The sequence below is a fragment of the Micromonospora sp. CPCC 205558 genome (assembly GCF_036902955.1).
In the GTDB taxonomy this organism is placed as follows: domain Bacteria; phylum Actinomycetota; class Actinomycetes; order Mycobacteriales; family Micromonosporaceae; genus Micromonospora.
The window spans coordinates 21,023-45,786 of sequence record NZ_JBAKHR010000011.1; the positions used below are offsets into that span (position 1 = coordinate 21,023).

Consider the following 24,764-nt stretch of genomic DNA (forward strand, 5'->3'; position numbering starts at 1 on the left):
CGGGGCGTTCCGCTGTCTCCGGCACCGGATGACCGTGCCGGTACGGGTCACCCAGTCGACGCCGGCACAGGCCGGTCGTCGACCCGACGCAGCACCAACTCGACCAACTCCGGTGCGTCGGTCAACGGCGCGGCAACCGCCACCGCACCCGCCGCCACGGCCGCCTCGGCCACCGCGTCGTGGAACAACCCAGGTGCCAGGAAGTACGCGGACACCGCGACCCGGCGCGCGCCGGACGCCCGCAGCCGGGACACCGCCACGCCAGCCGCCGGTGGAGCCGCCGACGCGTACGCCACCCGGCAGGGCACCCCGAACCGCACGCCGAGCGCATCAGCGACCCGGCCCACCGAACGACGCGCCCGAGCGTCCCGGGTGCCCGCCGCGGCCAGCACCAACGCGTCGAAGCCACCCGGACGCAACACGTCGGAGCCGCCCGGACGCACCGCGCCAGAGCCACCCGGACGCACCGCGCCAGAGCCACCCGGACGCACCGCGCCAGAGCCACCCGGACGCACCGCGTCGGAGCCACCCGGACGCGTCTCGCCCAGCCGACGGCACAGCCCGGCCAGCAGCGCCGGATCGGGCGTGTGGTCCGCCGGGCCGAGCACATCGGTCACCCGTACCGCCAGCGGTGGCCCCGACTGCGTCGCCGCGGCGACCGCCGCCGGAATGTCCACCCGATTGTGGTACGCGGCGGTCAGCAGCAGCGGCACCAGCACCGCCCGGCGGTGACCGGCAACGGCCAGCTCACGCAGCACCTCGGTCGGCCCCGGCTCGGTGTGGTCCAGCCAGCTCGCCCACACCGGTGTGCCCGGCCGGGCCGCCGACACCGCCCGAGCCAGGGCCCGGGTGGCATCGGCCGCTCGTGGATCACGGCTGCCGTGCGCGACCAGCACCACCGGGTCCGCCCCGCCGGCCGCACCGGTCAGGGGCGTCCCCGTGGAGGTCAGATGTGCAGCCCGCACTCGGTCTTCTCGAACATGGCCCACCGGCCGGCCCGCGCGTCCTCGCCGGCCTTCGTCCGGCGGGTGCACGGCCAGCAGCCGATCGACCCGTACCCCTGCTTGAAAAGCTCGTTGACCGGCACGTTGAAGCGGGCGATGTAGGCGTCCACATCCCGCTGCGACCAGGCGGCGATCGGGTTGACCTTGACCTTGCCGCGGCGCGCGTCGAAGGTCACCACCGGTGTGTTGGCCCGCGTCGGGGACTCGTCCCGGCGCAGACCGGCGGCCCAGGCGTCGTACCCGGTCAGCGCCCGCTCCAACGGCTCCACCTTGCGCAGCTGGCAGCAGTCGTCCGGCGACTTGTTGAACAGCCGGGGACCGTACTGGCCGTCCTGCTGGCCGACGGTGAGCCGGGGACGGATCGACCGGACGTTCACCGGCAGCGTCCGGGCCACCTCGTCGCGTACCCGCAGCGTCTCGGGGAAGTGCAGGCCGGTGTCGAGGAAGACCACGTCCACGCCGGGGGCCACCCGGGACACCAGGTGCGCCAGCACGGCGTCGGCCATCGAACTGGTCACGCAGAACCGCTCACCGAAGGTCTGCGCCGCCCAGCGGGCGATCTCCAGCGCCGGGGCGCCCTCCAGGTCCCGAGCGGCCCGCTCGGCCAGGGCCCGCAGCTCGTCCGGGCTGCGACGGGTCGGGTCGGCCGGGGTCGCGCCCGGCCCCACCAGGCGCAGGCTCGCCGCCGAGACGAGACTCATCGGGTCACCGTCCGGCTGAGCAGCCCGGTGAACTTCACCGAGAAGACCCGGGTGCAGGCGTGGCACTCCCAGGCGCCGTGCCCCGCCTCGTGCGGCCGCAGGTCTTCCTCGCCGCAGTACGGGCAGTACAGAGGTGCCGCTCGGTTCTCGCTGCTCACCGCAGTTCCTCCTCGTCGACTCTGATCACCCAGTTGGCGAACGTCTCGCCCTCGCTCCGACCGGCCAGGTAGCGGCGGGCGAGCCGTTCCACGTACTCCGGAAGCTCGTCGGCGGTGGTCTTCAGGCCGCGCAGCTTGCGGCCGAAACCGGCGGTCTGCCCCTGGGCCATGCCCAGCCCGCCGCCCAGGTGCACCTGGAAACCCTCAACCTGCCGGCCGTCCGGGCCGACCACCAGTTGACCCTTCAGGCCGATGTCGGCCACCTGGGTGCGTGCACACGCGTTCGGGCAGCCGTTGATATGGATCGAGATGTCCGCGTCGAAGTCACGCAGCCGTTGCTCAAGCCGGGCCACCAACTCCTCGCCGCGGGCCTTCGTCTCGACGATGGCGAGCTTGCAGTACTCGATGCCGGTGCACGCCATCGTGCCGCGCCGCCAGGCCGACGGCCGGGCCTCCAGACCGATCCCGCGCAGCGCGTCGACAAGCGCCTCCGTCCGCTCCGACGGCACGTCGAGCACCAGCAGCTTCTGGTACGGGGTGAGCCGCACCCGGTCGCTGCCGTGCGCCTCGACCACGTCGGCCAGCTGGCTGAGCTGCGCGCCGGAGACCCGCCCGACCACCGGGGCGGCACCCACGTAGTGCCGCCCGTCGGCCTGCTCGTGCACGCCCACGTGGTCGACCGGCTTCGACGGCAGGATCGGCGCTGGGCCGTCGAGCAGCGTACGACCGAGGTACTCCTTCTCCAGCACCTCGCGGAAGCGCTCCACGCCCCAGTCGGCGACCAGGAACTTCAACCGGGCCCGGTTGCGCAGCCGGCGGTAGCCGTAGTCGCGGAAGATCCCGACCACGCCGGCCCACACGTCCGGCACCTCGGCCAGCGGCACCCAGACGCCGAGACGCTTGGCGAGCATCGGGTTGGTGGAGAGCCCCCCGCCGACCCAGACGTCGAAGCCGGGCCCGTGCTCGGGGTGGTCGACACCGAGGAAGGCGATGTCGTTCGACTCGTACGGGGTGTCCACCAGCCACGAGATCGACGTCTTGAACTTGCGGGGCAGGTTGGAATACTGCTTGTCGCCGACGTACCGGGAGACGATCTCGTCGATCGCCGGGGTCGGGTCGAGCAGCTCGTCGCGGGCCACCCCGGCGACCGGGCTACCCAGCACGATCCGCGGGCAGTCGCCGCACGCCTCGGTGGTCTGCAGGCCGACCGACTCCAACCGGCGCCAGATCTCCGGCATGTCCTCGACCCGGATCCAGTGGTACTGGATGTTCTGCCGGTCGGTGATGTCGGCGGTGTCCCGCGCGAACTCCCGGGAGATGTCCGCGATCACCCGCAGCTGGGCCAGGCTGAGCTGACCGCCGTCGATGCGGACCCGCAGCATGAAGAACTCGTCCTCCAGCTCGTGCGGCTCCAGCACCGCGGTGCGCCCACCGTCGATGCCCGCCTTGCGCTGGGTGTAGAGGCCCCACCAGCGGAACCGGCCCCGCAGGTCCTGCGGGTCGATGGAGGCGAAGCCGCGGTGCGCGTAGATGTTTTCGATACGGGCCCGAACGTTGAGTGGGTCGTCGTCCTTCTTGATCCGCTCGTTGGGGTTGAGCGGCTCGCGGTGGCCGAGCGCCCACTGACCCTCACCCCGTGGCCGGCGCGGCGCTCGGGTCGGGCGAGCCGTCGGGTCCTCGGAACGGGCCGGGATGCTGCTGACCGCCATCGCGGCGTCCTCCGTTGTCTGCTGTGCCTCGGGTTACGCGGGGCGCGGCGGCCGGCCCGGCGAAGCGGGCGGGACAACGGTGTCTTCAGACAGCCGGCGCGAGCGCGCCCGAGACGGATTGGTCGGGCGTCGTCAGTAGGCCGGACAGATCGCGCTGCGCACGCGGCCGTAATCGACGTGGCGACGTGCCACGAAGCGGCGGACGACTGCGGCGGTCATGCGCTCATGCTGCCACACCCCAACCGGGCCGGCCAATGTCCGCGTGCTGGATCCCACATCACGGGCCGCAGGTCAGCCGACCAGCTGGTCGCCGAGGACAGTTCGGGCATAACGCACCACCCGTCCCTGACGTACGCCGACGATCAGGCCGTTGTCCCGCAGCGTGGTGAGGTGGTGCGACGCTGTCGCCGGCGCGAGACCCAACATCGCGGCCAGCTCACCGGTGCTCAGCGGCGCGTCGAGCAGAGACAGCGCCGCCGCCCGTGTACCGCCGAGCAGGGCGCCCAGCGCGGCGCTGGGCGGCGGGGCGGCCCACAGGTCACCGAGCCCGGCGGGCGGATAGCAGAGGGCCGGCCCGGCGTCGCCCTCCATGATCGCGTGCACCGTCGGCCCGGAGAAAGAGGTGGGCAGCAGCGTCCACGGGCGTCCGTCCAGACCGGCCGGCCTGGTCGTGCCAACGGCGACCCGCAGCGCCGCGCCGTCCCACCGGATCAACGGGTGCAGCTCGCGGAGCAGGGTGCGCCCACCCTGCTCGGCGGCGAGCAGCGTCCGCCGCCGGATGTCGGCCAGTGCGAGCGCCCGCAGTCGGGGCCAGTCCGGTGCGATCAGCAGTGTGAAGTACCGGTGGAGCTGCGCGACCAGCTCGTCCGCGGTCAGCCGGGGTGCACCGGCCCGGTCCAGTTGCCGGCGCACCAGGGACGGGTCGGTGCCGGCGACCGCCCGCAGCTCGGCGGCCAGGTTCGGTGCCGCCCCGATCGGAGTGAGGAAATCCGGCACGTAACCGTTGGACGACCTGAGCACCGCCAGCAGCGGCTCCAGGCCGGCGTCCGGCAGCAGCCGCTCCGCGCGTTCCCGCCACGGGCGGTGCATCCAGTACTTCGTCGGCTTTCGCAACGCCCAGGAGCTGGCCACCAGCTCGGCCAGCGGCGAGTGCACGAACCGGACCCGGCTGAGGTCGTCGGGCGAGAACCGAACCTCGATCACCCATAGATTCGACCACGGTCGAACAGTTCGGCGACAGCGCGGGGCCATACCGAGGATCCTCGGTATGGAGTACAGGCAACTGGGCCGGTCGGGCCTGCGCGTCAGCGCGGTCGCGTACGGCAACTGGGTCACCCACGGCAACCAGCTCGACGACGACGCGGCGGCAGCGTGCGTGGCCGCCGCCCTGGACGCGGGCATCACCACGTTCGACACCGCCGACCGGTACGCCCACGGGCGGGCCGAGGAGGCGTTGGGCAAGGCGCTGAGCGGCGTCCGGCGCAGCTCGATCGAGCTGTGCACGAAGGTGTGCCTGCCGGTCGGGCCGGGGGCCAACGACGCCGGGCTGTCCCGCAAACACATCATCGAGGGCTGCCACGCCTCGCTGAGCCGGCTGGGCACCGACTACGTCGACCTCTATCAGGCGCACCGGTACGACGACAGCGTGCCGCTGGAGGAGACGATGCTCGCCTTCGCCGATCTGGTCCGCCAGGGCAAGGTGCTCTACGTCGGCGCCTCCGAATGGACCGCCCCGCAGCTGCGCGAGGGCCTGCGGCTCGCCGCCGAGCTGCGCATTCCGTTCATCGCCAACCAGCCGCAGTACTCGATGTTGTGGCGGGTGGTGGAGGCCGAGGTGTCGCCCGCCTGCGCGGACCTCGGCCTGGGCCAGCTCGCCTGGTCACCACTCGCGATGGGCGTGCTGACCGGTCGGTATGAACCTGGCCGACGTCCGCCCGCCGGCTCCCGGGCCACCGACGGCTTCGGTGGCTCGTTCATCGCCCGCTACTCCTCGGATCTGCTGCTCTCCCGGGTACGCCAGCTCCGACCGGTCGCCGAGGCGGCTGGCTGCACGATGGCCCAGTTGGCGGTGGCGTGGGTGCTGGCCCGTCCGACCGTGGCGAGCGCGATCGTCGGCGCGTCCCGGCCGGAGCAGCTCGCCGAGACGGCGAAGGCGGCCACGGTACGGCTCGACGACGAGCTGATCGCCCGGATCGACGCCGTGCTCGACGAACTCGTGGAGCGTGATCCGGCGAAGACGGCCCGACCGAACGACGTGATGTCCGCCTGGCGCCCGGCCCCTGCCGCTGGGTGACGCCCTACGGAGGGGGTGGCCGTGGCAGGCTCGGACCGTGGGGCAATTGTCCGAGAGGTCGGCCGGGACGGCGTGGGAGCGGCTGCGCCGCCTGCCGGTCTGGCTCCCCACGGCGCTGCTGACCCTGGTGGTGACAGGGTCCGGGCTGGGCTCCGCCCAGCTCTGGCGCGACGAGCTGGCGACGTGGAGCGCGGCCACCCGCTCGCCCACCGACCTGGCCCGGCTGGCCGGCACCATCGACGCCGCCACCGGGCCGTACTACCTGCTGATGCACGGCTGGACCACTGTCGTCGGCGACTCCACGATCGCGCTGCGGCTACCGGCCGTGCTGGCGATGACGGTGGCGGCCGGGCTGCTCGCCGTGCTCGGCGCACGGCTCGTCGACCGGCGCGCTGGCCTCTTCGCCGGGCTGCTGTTCGCGGTGCTTCCCGGCACCTCCCGCTACGGGCAGGAGGCCCGGCCGTACGCGCTGGCCACCATGCTCGCCGTGCTCGCCACACTGCTGCTGGTGACCGCGTTGCGCCGGCCGAGCTGGGCCCGTTGGGCCGGTTACGCCACCGCCGTCGCCGCGCTCGGGCTCATTCACCTGATCGCGCTCACACTGCTCGCCGCCCACGCGCTGGTCGTCCTCATCGCCTGGTGGCGCGGCCCGGCTGCGGCCGGCAGCACCGCCCCGCGCCCCGACGCCGAGCGGGACCGGCGGGCATGGCGGTGGCTGGTCGCCGTGCTGCCGGCCGCGCTGTTGGCTACCCCGTTGCTGGTCAAGGCCCGGGCCCAGCAGTCCCGGCAGTTGAACTGGGTGCACCTGGTCCGGCCGGACGACCTGAGCGCGCTGCCCGGCGGCGTGGCCCAGAGCAGTGTGGTGGGTGGCCTGCTGGTCGGGGTCGCCGCGTTGGGCGCGGCCCGGCTCGGGCGGCGCGCGGTGCTGCCGGTCAGCGCGGTGCTGCTGCCCGTACTGCTGCTCTTCGCCGCCGGCACTGTCGTACCGCTGTGGGTGCCCCGCTATCTGGTCTTCGTGGTGCCCTTCGCGTGCCTGCTGGCGGGCGCGGCGCTGGCCGCCGTGGCCGCACCGGCGGCGCTCGTCGTGGTCCTCCTGGCCGGGCTGCTCGGCCTGCCCGACCAGGCAGCGCTGCGGCGCACACACGAGTGGCCGCGCAGCGCCCCGGTTGACTACGCGGGGGCGGCGCGGGTGATCGCGGACGGTCAGCGACCGGGAGACGCGGTGGTCTACTCGCCCCGGCACAGCTGGCTCTTCCTCGACCTCGGCATCGAGTACCACCTCGCCGACCCACCACGCGACGTGCTGGTCACCGAGGACGAGGTACGCCGCGGCGATCTGTGGGCCGCCGAGTGCCCGCAGCCGGCACAGTGCCTGGCCGGTACGACGCGGGTGTGGCTGGTCGTCTCCGGCCGGCAGGCCGACCCGCTGGCCGCCGTGCCCGACGCCAAGGGCGACGCGCTCCGCGCGGACTTCACCGTCGCCCAGGTCTGGCAGCGCCCCGGCCTCACCGTCGCCCTGCTGACCACCCGCTCCGACCGCTGACCGGTCGCGGGGCGCCGGCTGGGTTCCGTGACGTGCGGGTGTGCGGCGGCGACCGGGCCCGCTCACCTCGATGCGCCTGATGTCTCTCAGTCATCCTGATGACTGAGAGACATCACTCCCATCCCGACATCCGCTCCCGCTGCGGATCCCGCCCACCGGAGGCGGCCGGACGGGTCAGGCCTGCGAGCGGCCGTCGGGGGTGGTGCGGGCAAGCGGGATGACCAGCACGGCCTCGGTGCCACCGTTGGCGCCGGCGCGCAGTTCGATGGTGCCGCGCAGCTCCCCGGTGATCAGGGCTCGGACGATCTGGAGGCCGAGCCGGCTGCCGTTTTCGGCGTCGAATTCCGGGGGCAGGCCGCGGCCGTTGTCGGTCACCGACACGTGCAGCATCTTGCGGAACCGGTGCGCCGAGACCACCACCTCGGGCCGCAGCGACGGGTCCGCCTCGGGAGCGGCGACCGGCACCATGCCGGACGCGGCGGGCACCGGCACCTCGTCCGCCTCGTCGGCCGGCGGGAAGCCGTGCTCGACGGCGTTGAGCAGCAACTCATTGAGGACCATCACCAGCGAGGTGGCGATCTCCGCCGGCAGCACACCGAAGCTGCCCCGCCGCCGCATGCCGACGCTCACCTCGGTCGCCGCGACCTCGGTCGCCGCGCTGGCCACCCGGTCGACGATGCCGTCGAACTCGACCGCCTCGTCGCTGGACATGGAGAGCGTCTCGTGCACCAGGGCGATCGAGGCGACCCGACGGACCGACTCCTCCAGCGCGACACGGGCCTCCGGCATCGCCACCCGGCGGGCCTGCAACCGCAGCAGCGCAGCCACCGTCTGGAGATTGTTCTTCACCCGATGGTGGATCTCCCGGATCGTGGCGTCCTTGGTGATCAGCGCCCGGTCCCGGCGGCGGACCTCGGTGATGTCCCGGACCAGCACCAGCGCTCCGATCGGCACCCCGGCCGGCATCAGCGGCAGCGCCCGGGTGAGCATCGTGGCACCTCGTGCGTCGATCTCCCGGCGGGGTGGCGCCTCACCGCGCAGCGCGGCCAGGATGCCGTTCGAGGCCTCGGTGCCGTCCAACGGGTCACCGGCCAGCCGGCGGTGCAGCGCGGCCAGATCCTCCCCCACCAGGTGGGAGGCGTAGCCCAGCCGGCGGTACGCGGACTGCGCGTTCGGGCTGGCGTAGGTGACCTTCCCGCCGGCGTCGAGCCGGACCAGGCCGTCGCCGACCCGGGGGGCCGAGGTGGTCTCGCCCGGATGCCTCGGCGGCGGGAAGGTGCCGTCCGCGATCATCTGCGCCAGGTCGTCGGCCGTGGTGAGGTAGTTGAGCTCCAGCTGGCTGGGCGTACGCGCGGTGGAGAGGTTGGTGTCCCGCCCCACCACGGCGATCACCTCACCGGCCTCCCCCTCGGCGGTACGCAGCCGAACCGGGATCGCCTCGTGTCGGGCCGGCACGTCGCCGTACCAGACCGGGTCGCCCTCCCGCCAGATCCGGCCCTGGGAGTACGCCACCCCCAGGTGGGCCACCTCCGGCCCGCCGACGATCCGGCCCACCTGGTCGTCCTGGTACGCGGTCGGTGCGGTGGTCGGGCGAACCTGGGCGACACAGAGGAACGTGCCGTCAGCGTCGACCGGCACCCAGAGCAGCAGGTCAGCGAAGGACAGATCGGAGAGCAGCTGCCAGTCGCCGGCGATCCGGTGCAGGTGGTCGATGTCGGCCGGACGGAGATGGGTGTGCTCCTCGGCGAGGTCGCGCAGCGTGGACACGGTGACCAGGGTGCCACGCCGCACCTCACATCGTCGCGGTGACCTTCTTCAACCCGCGCGGCGCGTCCGGGTCCTCGCCTCGGGTGAGCGCCAGGGCCAGCGCCAGACGCTGCATCGGCAGGATGTCCAGCAGCGGGGCGTACCGCTCGTCGACCTCGGGCACGGCCAGCCGGGTCGCGCCCGGCACGTCGGCGGAGCCGACCACCACGACGTCGGCGCGGCGTTCGCCGAGGCGGGGCAGCACCTCACCCATCGACCGGCCACCGGGGCCGGAGCCGACCACGGCGAGCACCGGAACCTCCGGGTCGGTCATCGCGAGCGGGCCGTGCAGCAGGTCGGCGCCGGAGAAGGCGAGCGCCGGCAGGTACGAGGTCTCCATCAGCTTCAGCGCGGCCTCCCGCGCGGTCGGGTAGGCGTACCCCCGACCGGTGGTGACCAACTGGCGGGCGAACCGGTAGCGCGGGGCGAGCTGAGCCGGGGTGCAGTCGGCCAGGGTGCGGGCAGCCAGCTCGGGCAGCGCGTCGAGCGCCTCCCGTTCGGCCTTCGGGAGCACGCCGTCGCCGGCCCGGATCCCCTCCACCAGCATCAACAGGGCGAGCAGCTCGGCGGTGTACGTCTTGGTGGCGGCCACCGCCCGCTCGTGCCCGGCGGCGATGTCGACGCTCAGCTCGGCCACGTCGACCAGCGGCGAGTCGGGGGCGTTGGTCACCGCAAGGGTCAGCGCCCCGGAGGCTCGGGCGGCGCGCAGCACCTCGGCCAGGTCGGGCGAGCCACCACTCTGGCTGACCCCGACGACCAGCGCGTCGGACAGGTCGGGGCGGGCCCCGAACAGGGTGACGACGCTGGGCGAGGCGAGCCCGGCGGGCAGGCCGAGCCGGATCTCGGTCAGGTAGGCCCCGTAGAGGGCCGCGTGATCGGAGGTGCCTCGCGCGGTGAAGACCACGTGCCGTGGGCGACGTTCGGCGATGACCGCTGCCACCCGGGCGATCTCGGCGGCGTTGGCAGCGGAGAGCAGGCGCGCGTAGCCAGCCGGCTGCTCGTCGATGTCGGCGGCCATTCCAGCCCCTGCACGTGTCACGGAAACCCCTCCCCTGCGCGGTTGCCGCGCGCTTCTTGCTCAGTCTTGCACTTTTGAGCGCATCTCAGCAAATTAACGAGCAGGATCGAGCAGATGATCACCAGTTGATCTCAATATCAACTAAGCTTTACCCGCTACACCCCGTCTCACTGCCACGAGAGGACGACGTGCCCGAGGGAACGGACGATCCCGCGCTCTCCGTGACGGAGGAGCTGGCGCTGGCCCGGCTGGCGCTCGACGAGGGCGACCTGCACCACGCCGCCGGCCACCTCGCCGGCGCGTTGGCACAGGCCCCCACCCTCCCGGAGGTGCACGAGACGCTGGCCCGGCTCGCCGCGACCAGCGGCGGCGGCCTCGACCTCTTCCCGATCAACCACCACACCTTCGTCGGTGCGGTCGTCGCCCGCGCCCACCTCCTGGCCACCGCCGGCCGCCCCGCCGAAGGGCTGGAGCTACTGGCCGCGGCCACGGCGTACGCACCCGGCACCGAGTGGGCCGGCGTGCCCTGGGTAACCGCGCCCGAGCTGGCCGAACGGCTGGACCCGGAGCACATCGCCCGCGTCCTCATGCAGATCTGCGCTGCCCTGCCCGACCCGGTGCCGCGGATCGGCCGGGCCCCGCTGACCTCGTACCTCACCCTCGCCCGCAACGCGGCCACCGTGCACCCCGAACACGGTCTGCTGCTGGGCGCGGCGTCCGCGCTGGCCCGGCGCCTCGGCGAGGCCGAGCTGGCGGTCCGCTGGGCCACCCGAGGCGTACGCGCCCAGCCCTCGAAGATGGGCGAGGTGTGGCTCGGGTACGCGTACCGCAGCTCGGGCCGGACCCGCGACGGCCTCGCGGCTCTCGGTCGGGCCGTCGAGCTGGACCCCGACGACCTGGCGATCTACGCGGACATCGCCGGCACCCTGGCCGAGATCGGCCGCCTGGACGAGGCGCTGGAGTGGATCGAGCGGGCGCTGGCGCGCGATCCGTCGTTCGACTGCGCGGTGCACACCGCCCACCGCCTGCGGCACCTGCGCGACGGTGACCTCGCCCACCTGATCGCGCTCGCCGACTTCGTGCGGGACCACCCGGACGACAGCCACGAGCACGGCGACCTGGCCCAGTGCTGCCGGGGCCGGCCCTGGCTCGGCCAACTCACCCCGGCCGGCGGGCCCCTGATCGACGCGATGCGCCAAGCGGTGGCCAACGACGACAACGGTCTCGGCGGTGCCGTACGCCTGCCCGCCGCCGCCCCGCCGAGCGCGGTCGGGACGGCGATCTCCACCGCCCCCGGGCTGCGGATCGAGGTTCTCGGCGCGCCGGAGCCCGACCCGCGCGAGCCCCGACGGGCATCCGCTCAGCGGTTGTGGCACTACGCCGACGCCGTCCCCACGCCCGCGCTGGCGGCACCCTCGGCGGCGGCGGTCGAACGGATCGGGCAGATCGCCCACCCGGCGTGGGCGCATCCACCGGCGGCGTACGACGCCGCAGTGGGCCTGGCCGGCCTGGATCTGGCCGACCTGCTCGGCCTGCTGGTGCACCCGCCGGCGGCGCCGGCCAGCGGGGTGGGTCGGCTGCTGGCCGCCCACGACCCGTCGGTCTGGGTCCGTGGGGTGCAGGTGTGGGCCTGTCTGGGGCTGCTGCACCACCGCACCGACGAGCCGTGGGAGGGCTCGACCCGACGCCGGGTGCTGCTCGATCTGATCTGGGGCGTCGAGGACTGGGTCACTGAGGCAGCGTTGTTCGCCCTCGTCACCGCGGCCTGGGTGGACCCTTCGGTCCGGCCGGACGTGGCCCGGGTGGTGGCGGAGCGGCTGGCCGACGTCGCTGACGTGGCGCGGAGCCGACCGGTCCCGATCGCCGCCTCGCTGGCTCACCTGGCCCTCGCCGCCCCACAGTTGGCCCCGGCGACGGCGGCACTGGCGACCGAACTGCTGGCCAGTCAATCCCCGCAGCTGCCCCGCCCCCGCAACCCCCTACGCCGCCTCTGGCAACGCCTAACCCGCCGCCCCTAACCCACCCTGCCCGCCCTGCCCCGCGCCTCATCCCCGCGATCTTGCACTTTCTGTTGGCGTTTTGCCCGGATAGAGGGCTTATGCAACCGCACAAAGTGCAAGATCGCGGGGTGTGGGGCGGGGCGAGGGTGTTACGCGACCGGGGCGGCCTTGCCGAGGGCGACCTCGGCGTCCTCCTCCGGGGTGGCCTGCGGCGGCGCCTCGTTCGCGGTGCGCAGCGGGATCTCCTTGATGAACCAGGCGAGCACCGGAATCACGATGGTGAACAGGACCGCCCAGAGGAAGACGTGCGAGATGGCGTCGGAGAGTCCGCCGAGCACCGCCTCGCGGGCCTGGGCGGGCAGCTCCTTGAGCTTCTCCAGATCCATCCCGGCGCCGGCCTCGCCGCCACCGAAGGCCCGACCGCCCTCAGAGCTGGCCAGTCGGTTGGCGAAGATCGCGCCGAACAGCGAGATGCCGAACGAGCCGCCGATCGACCGGAAGAAGGTGGCCGCACCGCTGGCCGCGCCGAGGTCCTTCTGCTCCACGCTGTTCTGCGCGATCAGCATCGACGTCTGCATGAGGAAGCCCATGCCGACACCGAGGACGATCATGTACAGCGAGGACATCAGCTTGCTGGTGTCGGTGTCGAGCATGGACAGCAGCGCCATGCCCCCGGTCATCACCACACCGCCGATGATCGGGTAGGCCCGGTACCGGCCGTTGCGGGTGATCGCCCGGCCGATGACCAACGAGACGACCAGCATGCCGAACATCAGCGGCAGCAGCAGCAGACCACTGTTGGTCGCCGACGCCCCCTGCACGGTCTGCTGGTAGAGCGGCAGGAAGTTCATCGCGCCGAACATCGCGAAGCCGAGCAGGAAGCCGATCACCGAGATCAACGCGAAGTTGCGGTTGGCGAAGAGCGCCAACGGCAGGATCGGCTCCTGGACGCGGCGTTCGACCAGGCCGAACGTCACCAACGCGAGCACGGCCAGGACGGCCAGGCCGAAGATCTGCGCCGACGTCCAGTCGTACTCGTTGCCGCCCCAGGTGGTGATGAGCACGATCGCGGTGATGCCGACCGAGAGCAGACCGGCGCCGAGCCAGTCGATCCGGTGCTCGGTGCGGTACTTCGGCAGATGCATGGTCGTCATCAGCACGAGCAGCGCGACACCGCCCAACGGCAGGTTCACGTAGAACGCCCAGCGCCAGGAGAGGTGGTCGGTGATGAAGCCGCCGGCCAGCGGGCCGGCCACCATGGCGATGGCCATGATGCCGGCGATCATGCCCTGGTAGCGCCCACGCTCGCGGGGCGGGACCAGGTCACCGATGATCGCCATCACGCCGACCATGAGGCCGCCGGCGCCGAGGCCCTGCACGGCCCGGAACGCGATGAGCTGGACCATGCCGTCCTGCGGGCCGCCGAACATCCCGGAGCCGGCCATGCCACAGAGGGCGGAGCCGACCAGGAAGACGACGACCGAGGTCAGGAAGACGGACTTGCGGCCGTAGAGGTCACCGAGCTTGCCCCAGATCGGGGTGGAGACGGTGGTGCCCAGGACGTACGCGGTAACCACCCAGGTGAAGTGGTTGAGCCCGCCGAACTCGCCGACGATCCGCGGTAACGCGGTGCTGACGATCATATTGTCGAGCATCGCGAGCATCATCGCGATCATCAGCCCGAACAGCACCACCCGTATGTTGTTGGGTCGTGTGCCGGCCTGTGTTGCTTGAGTCATGGGTAAGCTCCCCCCGAGGATTCCCGTACTTACTTGCCGCCCGGCTAGTCACCTTACTAGCCGCACGGTAAGTTGGGTACGAGGAACGGTCAAGCCAATTGGAGGGCGTGGGTGAGCGAGAGCACAGGCGGCGGAACGCGGGAACGGATCAAGGCCGTCGCGCTCGAACTCTTCACCGAGCAGGGGTACGAGAAGACCTCGCTCCGAGAAATCGCCGAACGCCTCAACGTCACCAAGGCCGCGCTCTACTACCACTTCAAGAGCAAGGACGACATCGTCGCCAGCTTCGTCGAGGACCGACTGGAGCGGATGGACGCGCTGACCGCCTGGGCCGCCACCCAGCCCGCCACCCTGGCCACCCGGCGCGAGCTGATCTCCCGGTACGCCGACACGATGTTCGACGGCACCCAGCCGTCGGTGATGCGCTTCTTCGAGCAGAACCAGACCGCGCTGAAGAGCCTCTCCTCCGGCCAGAAGATGCGCGGACGCATGATGGAGCTGGCCGAGGCGCTCTGCCGGGGCGACGACTCCCCCGCCGCCCAACTGCGCGCCGTGCTGTCCCTGTTCGCGGTGCACACCAGTTGGTTCGCGGTACGCGCGCCGCACATCACCGACGACGAACGCCGCAAGCTCGCGCTGGAGGTGGCCGACGAACTGCTGGCCGCCATCGGCACACAGCCCGGCGCCTGACCCGGGCTCAGCCCGGCCCGTCGGTCGACGGCTCAGCCCGGCCCGCCGGTCGACGGCTCAGCCGCGCGTCAGCTCCAGGCGCAGGCCGAGCAGGTCCACGCCCGGCAGCGGTGACCAGTCCTTCTCCGGAAAACGGACGAACCCACGCCGCGAGTAGAGCCGGTGCGCCGAATCGGCCATCCCGGCCCGGACGCAGATCACCACCGCCGTGCAACCCAACTCGGTCGCCCGGTCGACACATGCCTCGACCAACGCGGCGCCGACACCCCGCCCCTGAGCGCCCGGGTCGACAGCGAGCATCCGGAACTCCGCCTCGCCCGGCCCGGACAGCTCCGCGAACGGAGTGCCCGGCAGTACGAACGTGACCGAGCCGAGCACCGCCTCGGTCACCTCGTCGACCGCGACCAGCACCTCGCCGCTGGCCGCTCGGGTCGACACATCGGCCAGCACCTCGCCGTACCCGTGTTCGCCCTTGAGCTGGCCGTCCGCCTCGTACGCGGCCACGGTCAGCCGGGCCACCGCCGGGAAGTCGGCGCGCTCCGCCGGACGGACCCGCAACCCGGTCAAGCGATCACTGCGATCAGGTCACCGTCCTGCACGACGTCGCCCTCGTGCACGGCGAGCTGCTGGAGCACACCGTCGGACTCGGCGATGACCGGGATCTCCATCTTCATCGACTCGAGGATCACCAGGGTGTCACCCTCGGCCACCGTGTCACCCGCCGTGGCGACGACCTTCCAGACGTTGGCCACCATCTCGGCGCGGATCTCCTCGGCCATGTCCAGGCCCTCCCTCTTCGCGACGTGCCTGCCGGTGTATCCAATCATGCGTCGACCCGTGGTGGGCGCGCAGCGGCGCAGCCGGGATGGCAGGCCCGCCCTGGGGAAGGCGGCGGGTGTCGACCGCACTACCATCAGCGGGTCGGACCCGACGCCGGACCGCCGGTGGCTGCATCGGCGCCGAGGTCGTGCGCAGGACGGATCCGACCCATCACGAGGAGGTCAGCATGGCGAAGAAGTCCCGGAAGAAGAAGGCCCGTAAGAAGAGCGCCGCGAACCACGGCAAGCGTCCCAACTCCTGAACGGGTCGACGGGCCGGCTGCCCGTCGCCGCTCAGCCGGCCGAGGCCGGGTACACCGGTGGCCCGGGTCGACATCGACCCGGGCCACCGGTCTTGCCAGCTCGCGCCGACGCTCGGTCGGCAGCTCAGACGCTCAGTCGGCCAGCTCACGGGAGTCGCTGGTCTCGAAGACCACCAACTCGGTGAGCTTGACCCGCAGCCGCTCGCGCAGCTCGTCCGGCGCGGTCTCGTTGCCACAGCAACGCGCCACCAGCGCCCGCACCTCCTGCTCCAGCCCGTACTCGCGCAGGCAGGGCCCGCACTCGTCGAGGTGGTGCCGGATCAGCGAGCGACGCTCGTCGGCGCACTCCAGATCCAGGTAGAGATACACCTCCGCGAGAACTTCGCGGCAGTCCGTCTCGTGCGGCTCCCCACAGCTCACGTCACACCTCCCGGCCGGCAGCGGCGGCGGTCGAGCCCTTCGCCGAGCGGGCCGCACTGAAGCCCCGCTCCCCCGCGTAGCGCTCGAGCAGCTTGCGCAGATTACGACGGCCACGGTGCAGACGCGACATCACGGTGCCGATCGGCGTGCCCATGATGTCCGCGACCTCCTTGTAGGAGAAGCCCTCGACATCGGTGAGGTAGACGGCCAGGCGGAACTCCTCCGGCAACTGCTGGAGGGCCTCCTTGACGTCACTGTCCGGCAGCCGGTCCAGTGCCTCCGTCTCGGCGGAGCGCAACCCACTTGAGGTGTGCGACTCGGCCTCGGCGAGCTGCCAGTCGGTGATCTCCTCCGTGGGCGCCTGGATCGGCTGGCGCTGCCGCTTGCGGTAGGAGTTGATGTAGGTGTTGGTCAGGATCCGGTAGAGCCAGGCCTTCAGGTTCGTGCCCTGCTCAAACTGGTGGAAGGCCGCGTACGCCTTCAGGTACGTCTCCTGGACCAGGTCCTCGGCATCCGCCGGGTTGCGTGTCATTCGCAGCCCAGCAGCGTAGAGCTGATCGACGAATGGCATCGCGTCCCGCTCGAATCGGGCCCTGCGCTCGTCCGTCTTCTCGGTGGTCAACCGCACATCCCCTCGCGTCGGATGCTTTCCCGCCGAGGATACGCGCACGGACCTACCCGCAGATTCACTTCCGGCTGGTGTGCCCGTGCTCACCGCACCCACCCCGCCCGGTCCCGCCGTCGCGGGCCACTCCGGGCCATCCAGCAGCTGCTTCAGCTGCCGGGCGTCCCGTTCATCCCGTTCCAGGCTTCGTGTCTCGGTTGGCACCGGTCACCCCCCTCGCAGAAAAGTCGTCCGCGGGTTGTAACGCGAGATGACCTGTGGGGCATTCCGGCCGGCCTCCCGTTCCTGGTCCCGGCCCCGACGGCGGCCGGCGCTGGGACCAGGAAGGGCCTGGGAGGACTGGTGTCACCGGCATTGATCGGACCGGCGGCACCATCGGATGCAACGACCCGTGCCCGCGCCGGAAACGGTGCCCCGGCGAGCCGGGGCACGACGGGTCAGCCGGCCGCCCAGCCCTGGGCTTCCAGCCAGTCGCGCACGGCGGCGGCGGTGCCGGCCGGATCCCGACGCAGATCGTGCGTCTCGCCGGGACGGCTCACCACCTGCACGGCCGGCCCCGGCTCCGGCGTCCCGAACGGGTCCCGGTCGCCGTTGACGACCAACGTCGGCAGACCAGTGTCCAGTTCGGCGGCCCGTGAGCGTTCCGGCCGGCCGGGTGGGTGCAGCGGGAAGGCCAGGGCGACGATGCCCGCCGCGCCCACCGCACGGGCCGTCCGGCAGGCCACCCGCGCGCCACTGGAACGCCCACCGACCACCACCGTCGGCACGTCGGCGTGCCGGTCACGCAGCACGCCGAGCACGGCCGCCCAGGCCTCGTCGAGGTGACCCGCCGGTGCCGGCGCGCGTCGACCGGCGACCCGGTAGGGCTGGGTCACCCGGACCACGGCCAGGCCGGCCGCGACCGACGCGTCCCGGACCGCGAGCAGGTCGGGAGCGTCGACGCTGCCGCCCGCGCCGTGCCCGAGCACGAGCAGGGCGGTCGCCGGGTGGACCGGCAGGTCGGTGTCGATGCGCGCCGGACCGCGCGGGGTGTCGATTTCGTTGCTGGCTGGCACCGGCCCATTCTGCGCCGCCGGTCGGGCGACGGGTGCGAACCCGGCCGCCGATCAGCTCAGCGGGACCAGGGTGAGCAGGCGATCGCGCACCGGTGGGCCGGCGTCGTCGATGGCGTCCGGGTCGGGGTCGACCTCGCCACGCCAGGCGACCAGCATCGCCCGTCGTTCCCGCGGCGTGGTGCCGCCCCAGACGCCATGGCAGTCGCCGACATCGAGGGCCCAGGCCAGGCAGGACCCCTGCACATCACAACTTCGGCACAGCGCGACGGCGGCGTCCGCCGGCTCGTTCGGTGCTGGAAAGAATGTCTCCGGATCGACGCTCTGGCAGGTGCCTCTGGTGCGCCACGCGTCGTCCTGTTGCCGTTCTCGCACGGCCCGCAGCAGTCGCGGATCCCGCCGCGCCGCCGCCACCTCGTGCGGACGCGGCATACGTGCCCGTGTCATCCGCCCACCTCCCCCGTGGGACCGGCAAGAACTGTGGACGTCGTCCGCCCCGTGCGAATCGATGACCACTACCGGCGCTGTGTTCTATCGCACTTGGCAACACCGGGACAAGGGTCTGCCGGGAACCTGACCGAACAGTCGGGAGACGAATGCACGGAACCCCGGCAAATCGGCGGCCAACGATGCGGGGAAACGTCAGAACAGGGTCAACTCCTGCGGTGTCACCGTCGGCGCCACCGCTACCCGGGCGGTCAGTTGCGGCCCGTCGTTGCGAACGTCTCCCACCGCCGCACCGACGGGGCGGATCTCCAGCCCCGCCAACTGCTCCGCCGACGCCGGAGTGAGCAGCCGCCCCGGCTCGTCGGTCGGCGCGAGCCACGACGCCCAACGCCCGGGTGGCAGCAGCACCGGCATCCGGTCGTGCACGTCGGCCAGGTCGCCGAGTGCCGCGGTCGTCAGCACGCTGAAGGTGAGTCGGGTCTCGACGTCGGACTCCCAGACCGACCAGATGCCGGCCAGAGCGAGCACCGAACCGTCGCGAGGGGTCATGAAGTACGCCTGTCGGCCGCCGTCGGGCAGCCGGACCCACTCGTACCAGCCGTCGGCCGGCACCAGGCAGCGGCGACGGGAGAAGGAGCCCGCGTACGCCCGACTGGTGGCCACCGTCTCCGCACGCGCGTTGATCATGCGGGCGGCTCCCGAGGCGGACCGGGACCAGTGCGGCAGCAGACCCCAGCGGCCGACACAGAGGCTGCGGTGCCCCTCCGGAGTGAGCCGGACCAGCGGCACCGGGTCGGTCGGCGCGACGTTGTGATCGGCCCGGACCAGGCCGTCGGAGTCGTCGGACGACTCGAACAGCGCGCTCAGCTCGCCGGAGCTCCGGGTCGTCGCGTACCTGCCGCACATGGGGAACACGCTAACGCGTCGGAGGCCTCGTCGGCTGTCCCGCCAACCGGGAGTGCGAACGCCGGTTGCCGCCGCCCACCCGCCGACACGGCAGAATGTAACCGTGGGGAACCTGACCGCGACCCGGCCGCCGCAGCCGTGGACCGCACCGACCGCATCCGACCCGGTGGCGGCGACGCTGCGCCTGCCCGGTTCCAAATCGATGACGGCCCGCGCCCTGGTGCTCAGCGCCTTGGCTGCCGGCCCGTCGACGCTGGCCCGGCCACTGCGCGCCCGCGACACCGAGTTGATGGCCGCCGGCCTGCGGGCGATGGGCGCACACGTCTCGATCAGCGACGACGAGCGCTGGCTGGTCCGACCGCACCCGCTGGTCGGCCCCGCCCACGTCGACGTCGGGTTGGCCGGCACCGTGATGCGGTTCGTGCCGCCGGTGGCGGGCCTGGCCGACGGGCAGGTCACCTTCGACGGTGACCCGTACGTCCGCACCCGGCCGCTCGGCCCGCTGGTCGACGCGCTGCGCTCGCTGGGCGTCCGGATCGACGTCACCGGCACCGGCAGCCTGCCGCTGACCGTGCTCGGCACCGGCCGGATCACCGGCGGCGAGGTGGTGATCGACGCGTCCGCCTCCAGCCAGCTGGTCTCCGGGTTGTTGCTGGCCGCCCCGCGCTTCGACCGGGGTGTCGTGGTGCGCCACGTCGGCCCGCCGGTGCCGTCCGCGCCGCACCTGCGGATGACCGTGCAGATGCTGCGGGCCGCCGGCGCGGCGGTCGACGACAGCACCCCCGACGTCTGGGCCGTCGAGCCCGGCCCGCTCACCGGGCGTGGCTGGGAGATCGAGCCGGACCTCTCCGGCGCGGTGCCGTTCTTCGCCGCCGCCCTGGTCACCGGCGGTGAGGTGACCCTGCAGGGCTGGCCGCACAGCAGCGCGCAGCCGGTCGAGCAGCTCCGCTCGCTGCTGCAACGGATGGGCGGCGAGGTCACCCTCTCCACCGACGGGCTGACAGTGCGGGGCACCGGCGTGGTGCACGGCCTGACCGCCGACCTGTCCGACGTCGGCGAGCTGACCCTCGTGCTGACCGCGCTGGCCATGCTGGCCGACTCGCCGTCGGTCTTCACCGGCGTCGGGCACATCCGGGGCCACGAGACCGACCGGCTCGCCGCGCTCGCGCGGGAGTTCGGCGGCCTCGGGGCGGACATCACCGAAACACCGGACGGGTTGGAGATCCGCCCCCGCCCGCTGCGCGGCGGGATCTTCCGCACCTACCACGACCACCGGATGGCGCACGCCGCCGCGGTGGCCGGGCTCGCCGTTCCGGGCATCGAGGTGGACGACGTGGGGTGTACCTCCAAGACGATGCCCGAATTCCCGGCACTATGGTCAGCGATGGTGACCGGCAAGAGCTGACGCGACGGAGGAACGTCCTGGCGACCAAACGGCGGGAGTACGACGAGGACGACGTACGGGTCCGGCCCGGAAAGTCGTCGCGCCCGCGTACGCGCACCCGCCCGCAGCACGCCGACGCGGTCGACGGGTTCGTCATCGCCGTCGACCGGGGTCGCTACACCTGTGTGCTGTCCGGGGCCGAGCGCGGCGTGGTCGGCGCCGAGCTGCCAACGGTCACCGCGATGCGGGCCCGCGAGCTGGGCCGCAAGTCGGTGGTGGTCGGTGACCGGGTCAGTCTGGTCGGCGACACGTCCGGCGCGGAGGGCGCGCTCGCCCGCATCGTCCGGATCGCCGAGCGCCGCTCGGTGCTGCGGCGTACCGCCGACGACGACGAGACCACCGCCGAGGGTCGGCTGGAACGGGTGGTGGTGGCCAACGCCGACCAGTTGGTGATCGTCAGCGCGCTGGCCGACCCACCGCCGCGCACCGGGTTCATCGACCGCTGCCTGGTGGCCGCGTACGACGCGGACGTCGAGCCGCTGCTCTGCCTCACCAAGGCCGACCTGGCCGGGCCGGAGGAGGTGCTGGGCTACTACACCGAGCTGGAGCTGCCGTACGTGCTCAACCGTCCCGACTCCGACCTCGACGCGCTCCGTGCGCTGTTGAGCGGCAAGGTGTCGGTGTTGGTCGGGCACTCCGGGGTGGGCAAGTCGACGCTGGTCAACCGCCTCGTTCCGGACGCGCTGCGCGCGGTCGGCGTGGTCAGCGCGATCGGCCGGGGCCGGCACACCTCGACCAGCGCGGTGGCGCTGCGGCTGCCGCCGGTGCCCGGGATCGATACCGACCCGGGCTGGATCATCGACACCCCGGGCATCCGCAGCTTCGGGTTGGCGCACGTCTCGGCCGACAGCCTGCTGCACGGCTTTCCGGACCTGGTCGAGGGCACCGTCGACTGCCCACCGAACTGCCCGCACACGGCCGACGAGGCCGACTGCGGGCTGGACGCCTGGGTCGCCGCCGGTAAGGCCGACCCACGCCGGCTGGCCTCGTACCGCCGGTTGCTCGCCTCCCGCGCCGGCGAGGGTGACTCGCGCGGCGACAGTGACCAGCGCGGGCCTGGCGAGGGTGACCGGCGCGGGCCCGACGAGTGACCCGACGGGCGTGGGCTAGGTTGCCGGCATGACCGGGTACGCCGACGACCTCACCCTCGCCCACCTGCTCGCCGACCGGGCCGACGCCATCGCCACGGCCCGGTTCCGCGCGCTCGACCTGCGCGTCGAGGCGAAGCCCGACCTGACGCCGGTCTCCGACGCGGACACCGCCGTGGAGCGGGAGATCCGGGCCCTGCTGGCCGAGCACCGGCCGGCCGACGGGCTGCTCGGTGAGGAGTACGGCGCGCAGCCGTCGACGGACCCGAACGGCCGCCGGTGGATCATCGACCCGATCGACGGCACCAAGAACTTCGTCCGTGGCGTGCCGATCTGGGCCACCCTGATCGCGCTCTACGACGGCGACCGGCCGGCGGTCGGCGTGGTGTCCGCACCAGCGCTCGGACGACGCTGGTGGGCCAGCGCGGGCGCGGGCGCGTACGCCGGGCCGGGCCCTGCGGCCGGCGAACGGATCAGCGTCTCCGCGGTGCGGGAGGTCGCCGACGCCAGCTTCTGCTACTCCTCACTGAACGGGTGGGAGGACGCCGGGCGGCTCGACGCGGTGCTCGACCTGATGCGGGACAGCTGGCGCAGCCGGGCGTACGGCGACTTCTACGGCTACATGCTGTTGGCCGAGGGGGCACTCGACGTGATGGCCGAGCCGGAGCTGTCCCTGTGGGACGTGGCGGCCTTGGTGCCCATCATCACGGAGGCGGGTGGCACGGTCACGGATCTGTCGGGTCGACCGGCCCCGGCCGACGCTGCGGGCACCGACAGCAGCGCGGTGGCCACCAACGGTGTGCTGCACGCCGACATCCTCGCCCGCCTCGATCGGCCAGCCGCGCGCTGACCCCCGGCAACCTCTATCCTCGCCAGGTGGTCTCCTCCGGCTGGTGCTTCCTCGCGGCGATGATCGTCGCGTACGGCTTCGCCAACCTGCTCCAGTCGGTGGCGGCGGCCCGCACCACGGTCCACCACACCTTCGATCCGGGCCTGCTGCTGCGCCTCGCCGGGCACCGGACGTACCTGGTCGGCCTCAGCTGTCAGATCGGCGGTTTCGTGCTCGCCTTCCTGGCCCGACGGGACCTGCCGCTCTTCCTCGTGCAGGCCAGCGTGGCCGCCGGGCTCGGGGTGACCGCCATCCTCGGGGTGCTGGTGTTGAAGTGGCGGCTACCGGCGGCGGAGGTGGTGCTGCTGGCGCTGCTCTTCGCGGGCATCACCGCGCTGGTGCTGTCCGCCCGGCCGGCGCCGTCGAAGCAGCTCGGCCCCGCCGGCTCGATCGCCCTGCTGGTGGCGCTCGGCGTGATCGCGGTGCTCGGTGTCTTCGCCGTGCGGCTGCACGGGGCGCCGGGTTCGGTGGCCCTCGGCTCACTGGCCGGGCTCGCGTTCAGCTCGGCCGCGGTCGCCGCCCGGCCACTGGCGTCCGCGCCGTCCGCCGAGGCGTTCCTCGCCGACCCGCTGTTCTACCTGCTGATCGCCCACTCGATCGTCGGTCAGCTGTTGCTCGGCCTGGCTATGCAGCGCGGCTCGACGACAGCCGCGGTCGCCGCGATGGACGCGGCCGGCGCGGTGCCGGCAGCGATCGTCGGCCTGCTGCTGCTCAACGACAAGATCTGGCCGGGGCGGGAGTGGCTGGCCGCGGCCGGCTTCCTGGTCACCCTGGCCGCGGTGATCGGCCTGACCCGGTACGCCGAACCGCAGCAGCAGCGTTCGGTGGCAGCCCGTCGGGACCACGCCATGGTCGGCGCCGGCCGGCCCGGCTGACTGGCGCAGCTCAGGCCTCGACCGGCTTGCGCCGGCTCACCACCCGCTCGTAGAGGCGCTCCAACGCGCCGGCTGTCCGCTCCCAGGTGTAGCTGCTGCGCACCCGGTCCACCGCGGCGTGTCCGTACGCGAACCGGCCGGCGTTGTCGCCGAGCAGGCGGCGCAGCGACACGCCGAGTGCGCGTACGTCACCGGGGGGCACCAGGCGGCCGGTGACCTCGTCGACGACGGCGTCCGCCAGGCCGCCCATCGCGTAGCCGACCACCGGCACCCCGCAGGCCATCGCCTCCAGCGACACCCGCCCGGCCGAGGAGTAGTGCGGCGTGCAGGCGACCACGTCCGCCGACCGGTACCAGGTGGCCATCTGGTCGTGCGGCACCGCCCCGACGAGCCGTACCTGGTCGACGACGCCGATCTGTTCGGCCAGCTCGCGCAGCCGTCGCGCCTCGGCGTGGTTGGTCAACTGGTCGGCCGGTGGCCCACCGGCGATCACCAACTCGGCGTCGCCGACCAGCCGCATCGCCCGGATCAGGTCCTCCTGGCCGTGCCCGGCGGCGAGCGAGCCCACCGAGAGGATGCGGGACCGCTGTTCGCGCGGCGCGGCCTCGCCATCGGGATGGAACAGGTCGATGTCGACGCCGGCCGGCACCAACGCGACCGAACTGCGTTGCAGACCCATCCGGGTCAGCTCGTCGACCTCGTCGTTGGACTGGGCCACGGCGATGTCGACCGCCCGGGTCAACGCGCGCTCCAGCGTGATCCGCTGGCCCGGCCCGTCGTAGTGACCGCCCAGGTGACGCAACTGCTCGATGCCGAGCGAATGGAACGTCTGCACCACCGGTATGTCGGTCTCGCGAACGGCGTGTGCGGCGGCCAGGCCACCGACCCAGTAGTGCCCGTGCACCACCTCGGGCCGCCAGGCACCCGACCAGTCGTCGGCCAGCCAACGGCCGACCTCCGTCACGTACGGGATCAGCTCGGCGGTGGGCAGTGGGGTGGGCGGGCCGGCGGGCACCTGGTGCACCTGGTAGCCGTCGACGTTCATCGTCGCCGGCACCGCCGGGTCGTCCCGGCGGACGTAGAGCCGGACGTCATGGCCGCGCTCGGCCAACTCCGCCGCGACCCTGGCGATGTGTTGTCGGGTACCGACCGGTGGGCCGTCGGCGTGGCGGTACGAACTGGCGTGCGCGCAGACGAGGCCGACGCGCATGGGTCACCTCCCTGCGATCTTTCCTCGGCGGTGGTCCTCCCGGTCAGAGCGTCCCATTAACCCCGC

23 protein-coding genes and 2 pseudogenes are annotated in these 24,764 nt (G+C 72.6%); 9 read left to right on the forward strand and 16 right to left on the reverse strand.

What is annotated here, in order from left to right; translation table 11 throughout:
- Nucleotides 1–47: 47 nt before the first annotated feature.
- The 5 genes from V6U86_RS15000 to V6U86_RS15020 all read right to left on the reverse strand — a co-directional run bounded on the left by V6U86_RS15000 (nt 48) and on the right by V6U86_RS15020 (nt 4,775).
- The gene (locus V6U86_RS15000) at nt 48–965 is read right to left on the reverse strand and encodes a sirohydrochlorin chelatase (protein WP_442934944.1); all 918 of its coding nucleotides are present in this window, start codon (nt 963–965) and stop codon (nt 48–50) included.
- Nucleotides 947–1,705 carry a phosphoadenylyl-sulfate reductase gene (locus V6U86_RS15005; RefSeq protein WP_334503461.1) on the reverse strand — a complete coding sequence of 253 codons (759 nt, stop codon included), beginning with the start codon at nt 1,703–1,705 and terminating at the stop codon, nt 947–949. Before V6U86_RS15005 ends, V6U86_RS15000 begins: the two co-directional genes overlap by 19 nt.
- Nucleotides 1,702–1,863: a hypothetical protein gene (locus tag V6U86_RS15010; RefSeq protein WP_334503463.1), complete on the reverse strand. Its 162-nt coding sequence runs from the start codon at nt 1,861–1,863 to the stop codon at nt 1,702–1,704. The genes V6U86_RS15005 and V6U86_RS15010 overlap by 4 nt, the downstream gene beginning before the upstream one ends.
- On the reverse strand, nt 1,860–3,572 hold the full coding sequence (locus V6U86_RS15015; RefSeq protein WP_334503466.1) for a nitrite/sulfite reductase: 1,713 nt from the start codon (nt 3,570–3,572) through the stop codon (nt 1,860–1,862). The genes V6U86_RS15010 and V6U86_RS15015 overlap by 4 nt, the downstream gene beginning before the upstream one ends.
- A gap of 291 nt (nt 3,573–3,863) precedes the next feature.
- The gene (locus tag V6U86_RS15020; protein ID WP_334503468.1) at nt 3,864–4,775 is read right to left on the reverse strand and encodes an ArsR/SmtB family transcription factor; all 912 of its coding nucleotides are present in this window, start codon (nt 4,773–4,775) and stop codon (nt 3,864–3,866) included.
- A 64-nt stretch (nt 4,776–4,839) separates the two neighbouring features.
- Between V6U86_RS15020 and V6U86_RS15025 the strand changes: the two genes are divergently transcribed.
- Nucleotides 4,840–5,865: an aldo/keto reductase family protein gene (locus V6U86_RS15025; RefSeq protein WP_334503470.1), complete on the forward strand. Its 1,026-nt coding sequence runs from the start codon at nt 4,840–4,842 to the stop codon at nt 5,863–5,865.
- Between the two features lie 37 nt (nt 5,866–5,902).
- Nucleotides 5,903–7,408, forward strand: a complete 1,506-nt coding sequence (locus V6U86_RS15030) for a glycosyltransferase family 39 protein (RefSeq protein ID WP_334503476.1) — start codon at nt 5,903–5,905, stop codon at nt 7,406–7,408.
- Nucleotides 7,409–7,582: 174 nt separating this feature from the next.
- Here the strand turns inward: V6U86_RS15030 and V6U86_RS15035 are convergent, their stop codons facing one another.
- Nucleotides 7,583–9,175 (reverse strand): histidine kinase N-terminal domain-containing protein, encoded by a 1,593-nt coding sequence (locus tag V6U86_RS15035; RefSeq protein ID WP_334503855.1) that lies wholly within the window; start codon nt 9,173–9,175, stop codon nt 7,583–7,585.
- A 25-nt stretch (nt 9,176–9,200) separates the two neighbouring features.
- Nucleotides 9,201–10,232, reverse strand: coding sequence for an SIS domain-containing protein (locus V6U86_RS15040; protein ID WP_334503857.1), 1,032 nt, complete (start codon nt 10,230–10,232; stop codon nt 9,201–9,203).
- A 188-nt stretch (nt 10,233–10,420) separates the two neighbouring features.
- Here V6U86_RS15040 and V6U86_RS15045 point away from each other — a divergent pair, with 188 nt between their 5' ends.
- Nucleotides 10,421–12,250, forward strand: coding sequence for a tetratricopeptide repeat protein (locus V6U86_RS15045; protein WP_334503478.1), 1,830 nt, complete (start codon nt 10,421–10,423; stop codon nt 12,248–12,250).
- A 131-nt stretch (nt 12,251–12,381) separates the two neighbouring features.
- On the opposite strand, the gene V6U86_RS15050 is transcribed toward V6U86_RS15045, so the two are convergent.
- Nucleotides 12,382–13,971 carry an MDR family MFS transporter gene (locus V6U86_RS15050; RefSeq protein WP_334503480.1) on the reverse strand — a complete coding sequence of 530 codons (1,590 nt, stop codon included), beginning with the start codon at nt 13,969–13,971 and terminating at the stop codon, nt 12,382–12,384.
- Nucleotides 13,972–14,082: 111 nt separating this feature from the next.
- On the opposite strand from V6U86_RS15050, the pseudogene V6U86_RS15055 reads away from it, so the two are divergent.
- A pseudogene (locus V6U86_RS15055) lies at nt 14,083–14,818 on the forward strand (TetR/AcrR family transcriptional regulator).
- On the opposite strand, the gene V6U86_RS15060 reads toward V6U86_RS15055, so the two are convergent.
- On the reverse strand, nt 14,719–15,228 hold the full coding sequence (locus V6U86_RS15060) for a GNAT family N-acetyltransferase (protein WP_334503484.1): 510 nt from the start codon (nt 15,226–15,228) through the stop codon (nt 14,719–14,721). The pseudogene V6U86_RS15055 and the gene V6U86_RS15060 sit on opposite strands and share 100 nt — an antisense overlap.
- Nucleotides 15,225–15,446, reverse strand: coding sequence for a biotin/lipoyl-binding carrier protein (locus V6U86_RS15065; RefSeq protein ID WP_030490397.1), 222 nt, complete (start codon nt 15,444–15,446; stop codon nt 15,225–15,227). The genes V6U86_RS15060 and V6U86_RS15065 overlap by 4 nt, the downstream gene beginning before the upstream one ends.
- A gap of 221 nt (nt 15,447–15,667) precedes the next feature.
- Between V6U86_RS15065 and V6U86_RS33395 the strand changes: the two genes are divergently transcribed.
- The gene (locus V6U86_RS33395; RefSeq protein ID WP_369814844.1) at nt 15,668–15,742 is read left to right on the forward strand and encodes a 50S ribosomal protein bL37; all 75 of its coding nucleotides are present in this window, start codon (nt 15,668–15,670) and stop codon (nt 15,740–15,742) included.
- Nucleotides 15,743–15,874: 132 nt separating this feature from the next.
- Here the strand turns inward: V6U86_RS33395 and rsrA are convergent, their stop codons facing one another.
- The 5 genes from rsrA to V6U86_RS15095 all read right to left on the reverse strand — a co-directional run bounded on the left by rsrA (nt 15,875) and on the right by V6U86_RS15095 (nt 19,192).
- Nucleotides 15,875–16,162 (reverse strand): mycothiol system anti-sigma-R factor, encoded by a 288-nt coding sequence (rsrA, locus tag V6U86_RS15075; protein WP_030336658.1) that lies wholly within the window; start codon nt 16,160–16,162, stop codon nt 15,875–15,877.
- A gap of 1 nt (nt 16,163) precedes the next feature.
- A complete protein-coding gene (locus tag V6U86_RS15080; RefSeq protein ID WP_334503490.1) occupies nt 16,164–16,991 on the reverse strand; it encodes a sigma-70 family RNA polymerase sigma factor in 828 nt (275 codons plus the stop codon).
- 233 nt (nt 16,992–17,224) lie between these two features.
- Nucleotides 17,225–17,842, reverse strand: coding sequence for an alpha/beta hydrolase family protein (locus V6U86_RS15085; RefSeq protein ID WP_334503492.1), 618 nt, complete (start codon nt 17,840–17,842; stop codon nt 17,225–17,227).
- A 51-nt stretch (nt 17,843–17,893) separates the two neighbouring features.
- On the reverse strand, nt 17,894–18,286 hold the full coding sequence (locus V6U86_RS15090) for a WhiB family transcriptional regulator (RefSeq protein ID WP_334503494.1): 393 nt from the start codon (nt 18,284–18,286) through the stop codon (nt 17,894–17,896).
- 195 nt (nt 18,287–18,481) lie between these two features.
- Nucleotides 18,482–19,192 carry an SOS response-associated peptidase gene (locus tag V6U86_RS15095; protein ID WP_334503496.1) on the reverse strand — a complete coding sequence of 237 codons (711 nt, stop codon included), beginning with the start codon at nt 19,190–19,192 and terminating at the stop codon, nt 18,482–18,484.
- A gap of 103 nt (nt 19,193–19,295) precedes the next feature.
- Here V6U86_RS15095 and aroA point away from each other — a divergent pair, with 103 nt between their 5' ends.
- The 4 genes and pseudogenes from aroA to V6U86_RS15115 all read left to right on the forward strand — a co-directional run bounded on the left by aroA (nt 19,296) and on the right by V6U86_RS15115 (nt 23,541).
- Nucleotides 19,296–20,597: a 3-phosphoshikimate 1-carboxyvinyltransferase gene (gene aroA, locus V6U86_RS15100; RefSeq protein ID WP_334503498.1), complete on the forward strand. Its 1,302-nt coding sequence runs from the start codon at nt 19,296–19,298 to the stop codon at nt 20,595–20,597.
- A complete protein-coding gene (rsgA, locus tag V6U86_RS15105; protein ID WP_334503501.1) occupies nt 20,567–21,727 on the forward strand; it encodes a ribosome small subunit-dependent GTPase A in 1,161 nt (386 codons plus the stop codon). Before aroA ends, rsgA begins: the two co-directional genes overlap by 31 nt.
- A gap of 28 nt (nt 21,728–21,755) precedes the next feature.
- Nucleotides 21,756–22,574, forward strand: coding sequence for a histidinol-phosphatase (hisN, locus tag V6U86_RS15110; protein ID WP_334503504.1), 819 nt, complete (start codon nt 21,756–21,758; stop codon nt 22,572–22,574).
- A 59-nt stretch (nt 22,575–22,633) separates the two neighbouring features.
- Nucleotides 22,634–23,541: pseudogene (locus V6U86_RS15115) on the forward strand (hypothetical protein).
- Here V6U86_RS15115 and V6U86_RS15120 read toward each other — a convergent pair.
- Nucleotides 23,499–24,698 (reverse strand): glycosyltransferase, encoded by a 1,200-nt coding sequence (locus V6U86_RS15120; protein ID WP_334503506.1) that lies wholly within the window; start codon nt 24,696–24,698, stop codon nt 23,499–23,501. The pseudogene V6U86_RS15115 and the gene V6U86_RS15120 overlap by 43 nt on opposite strands.
- Nucleotides 24,699–24,764 lie beyond the last annotated feature (66 nt).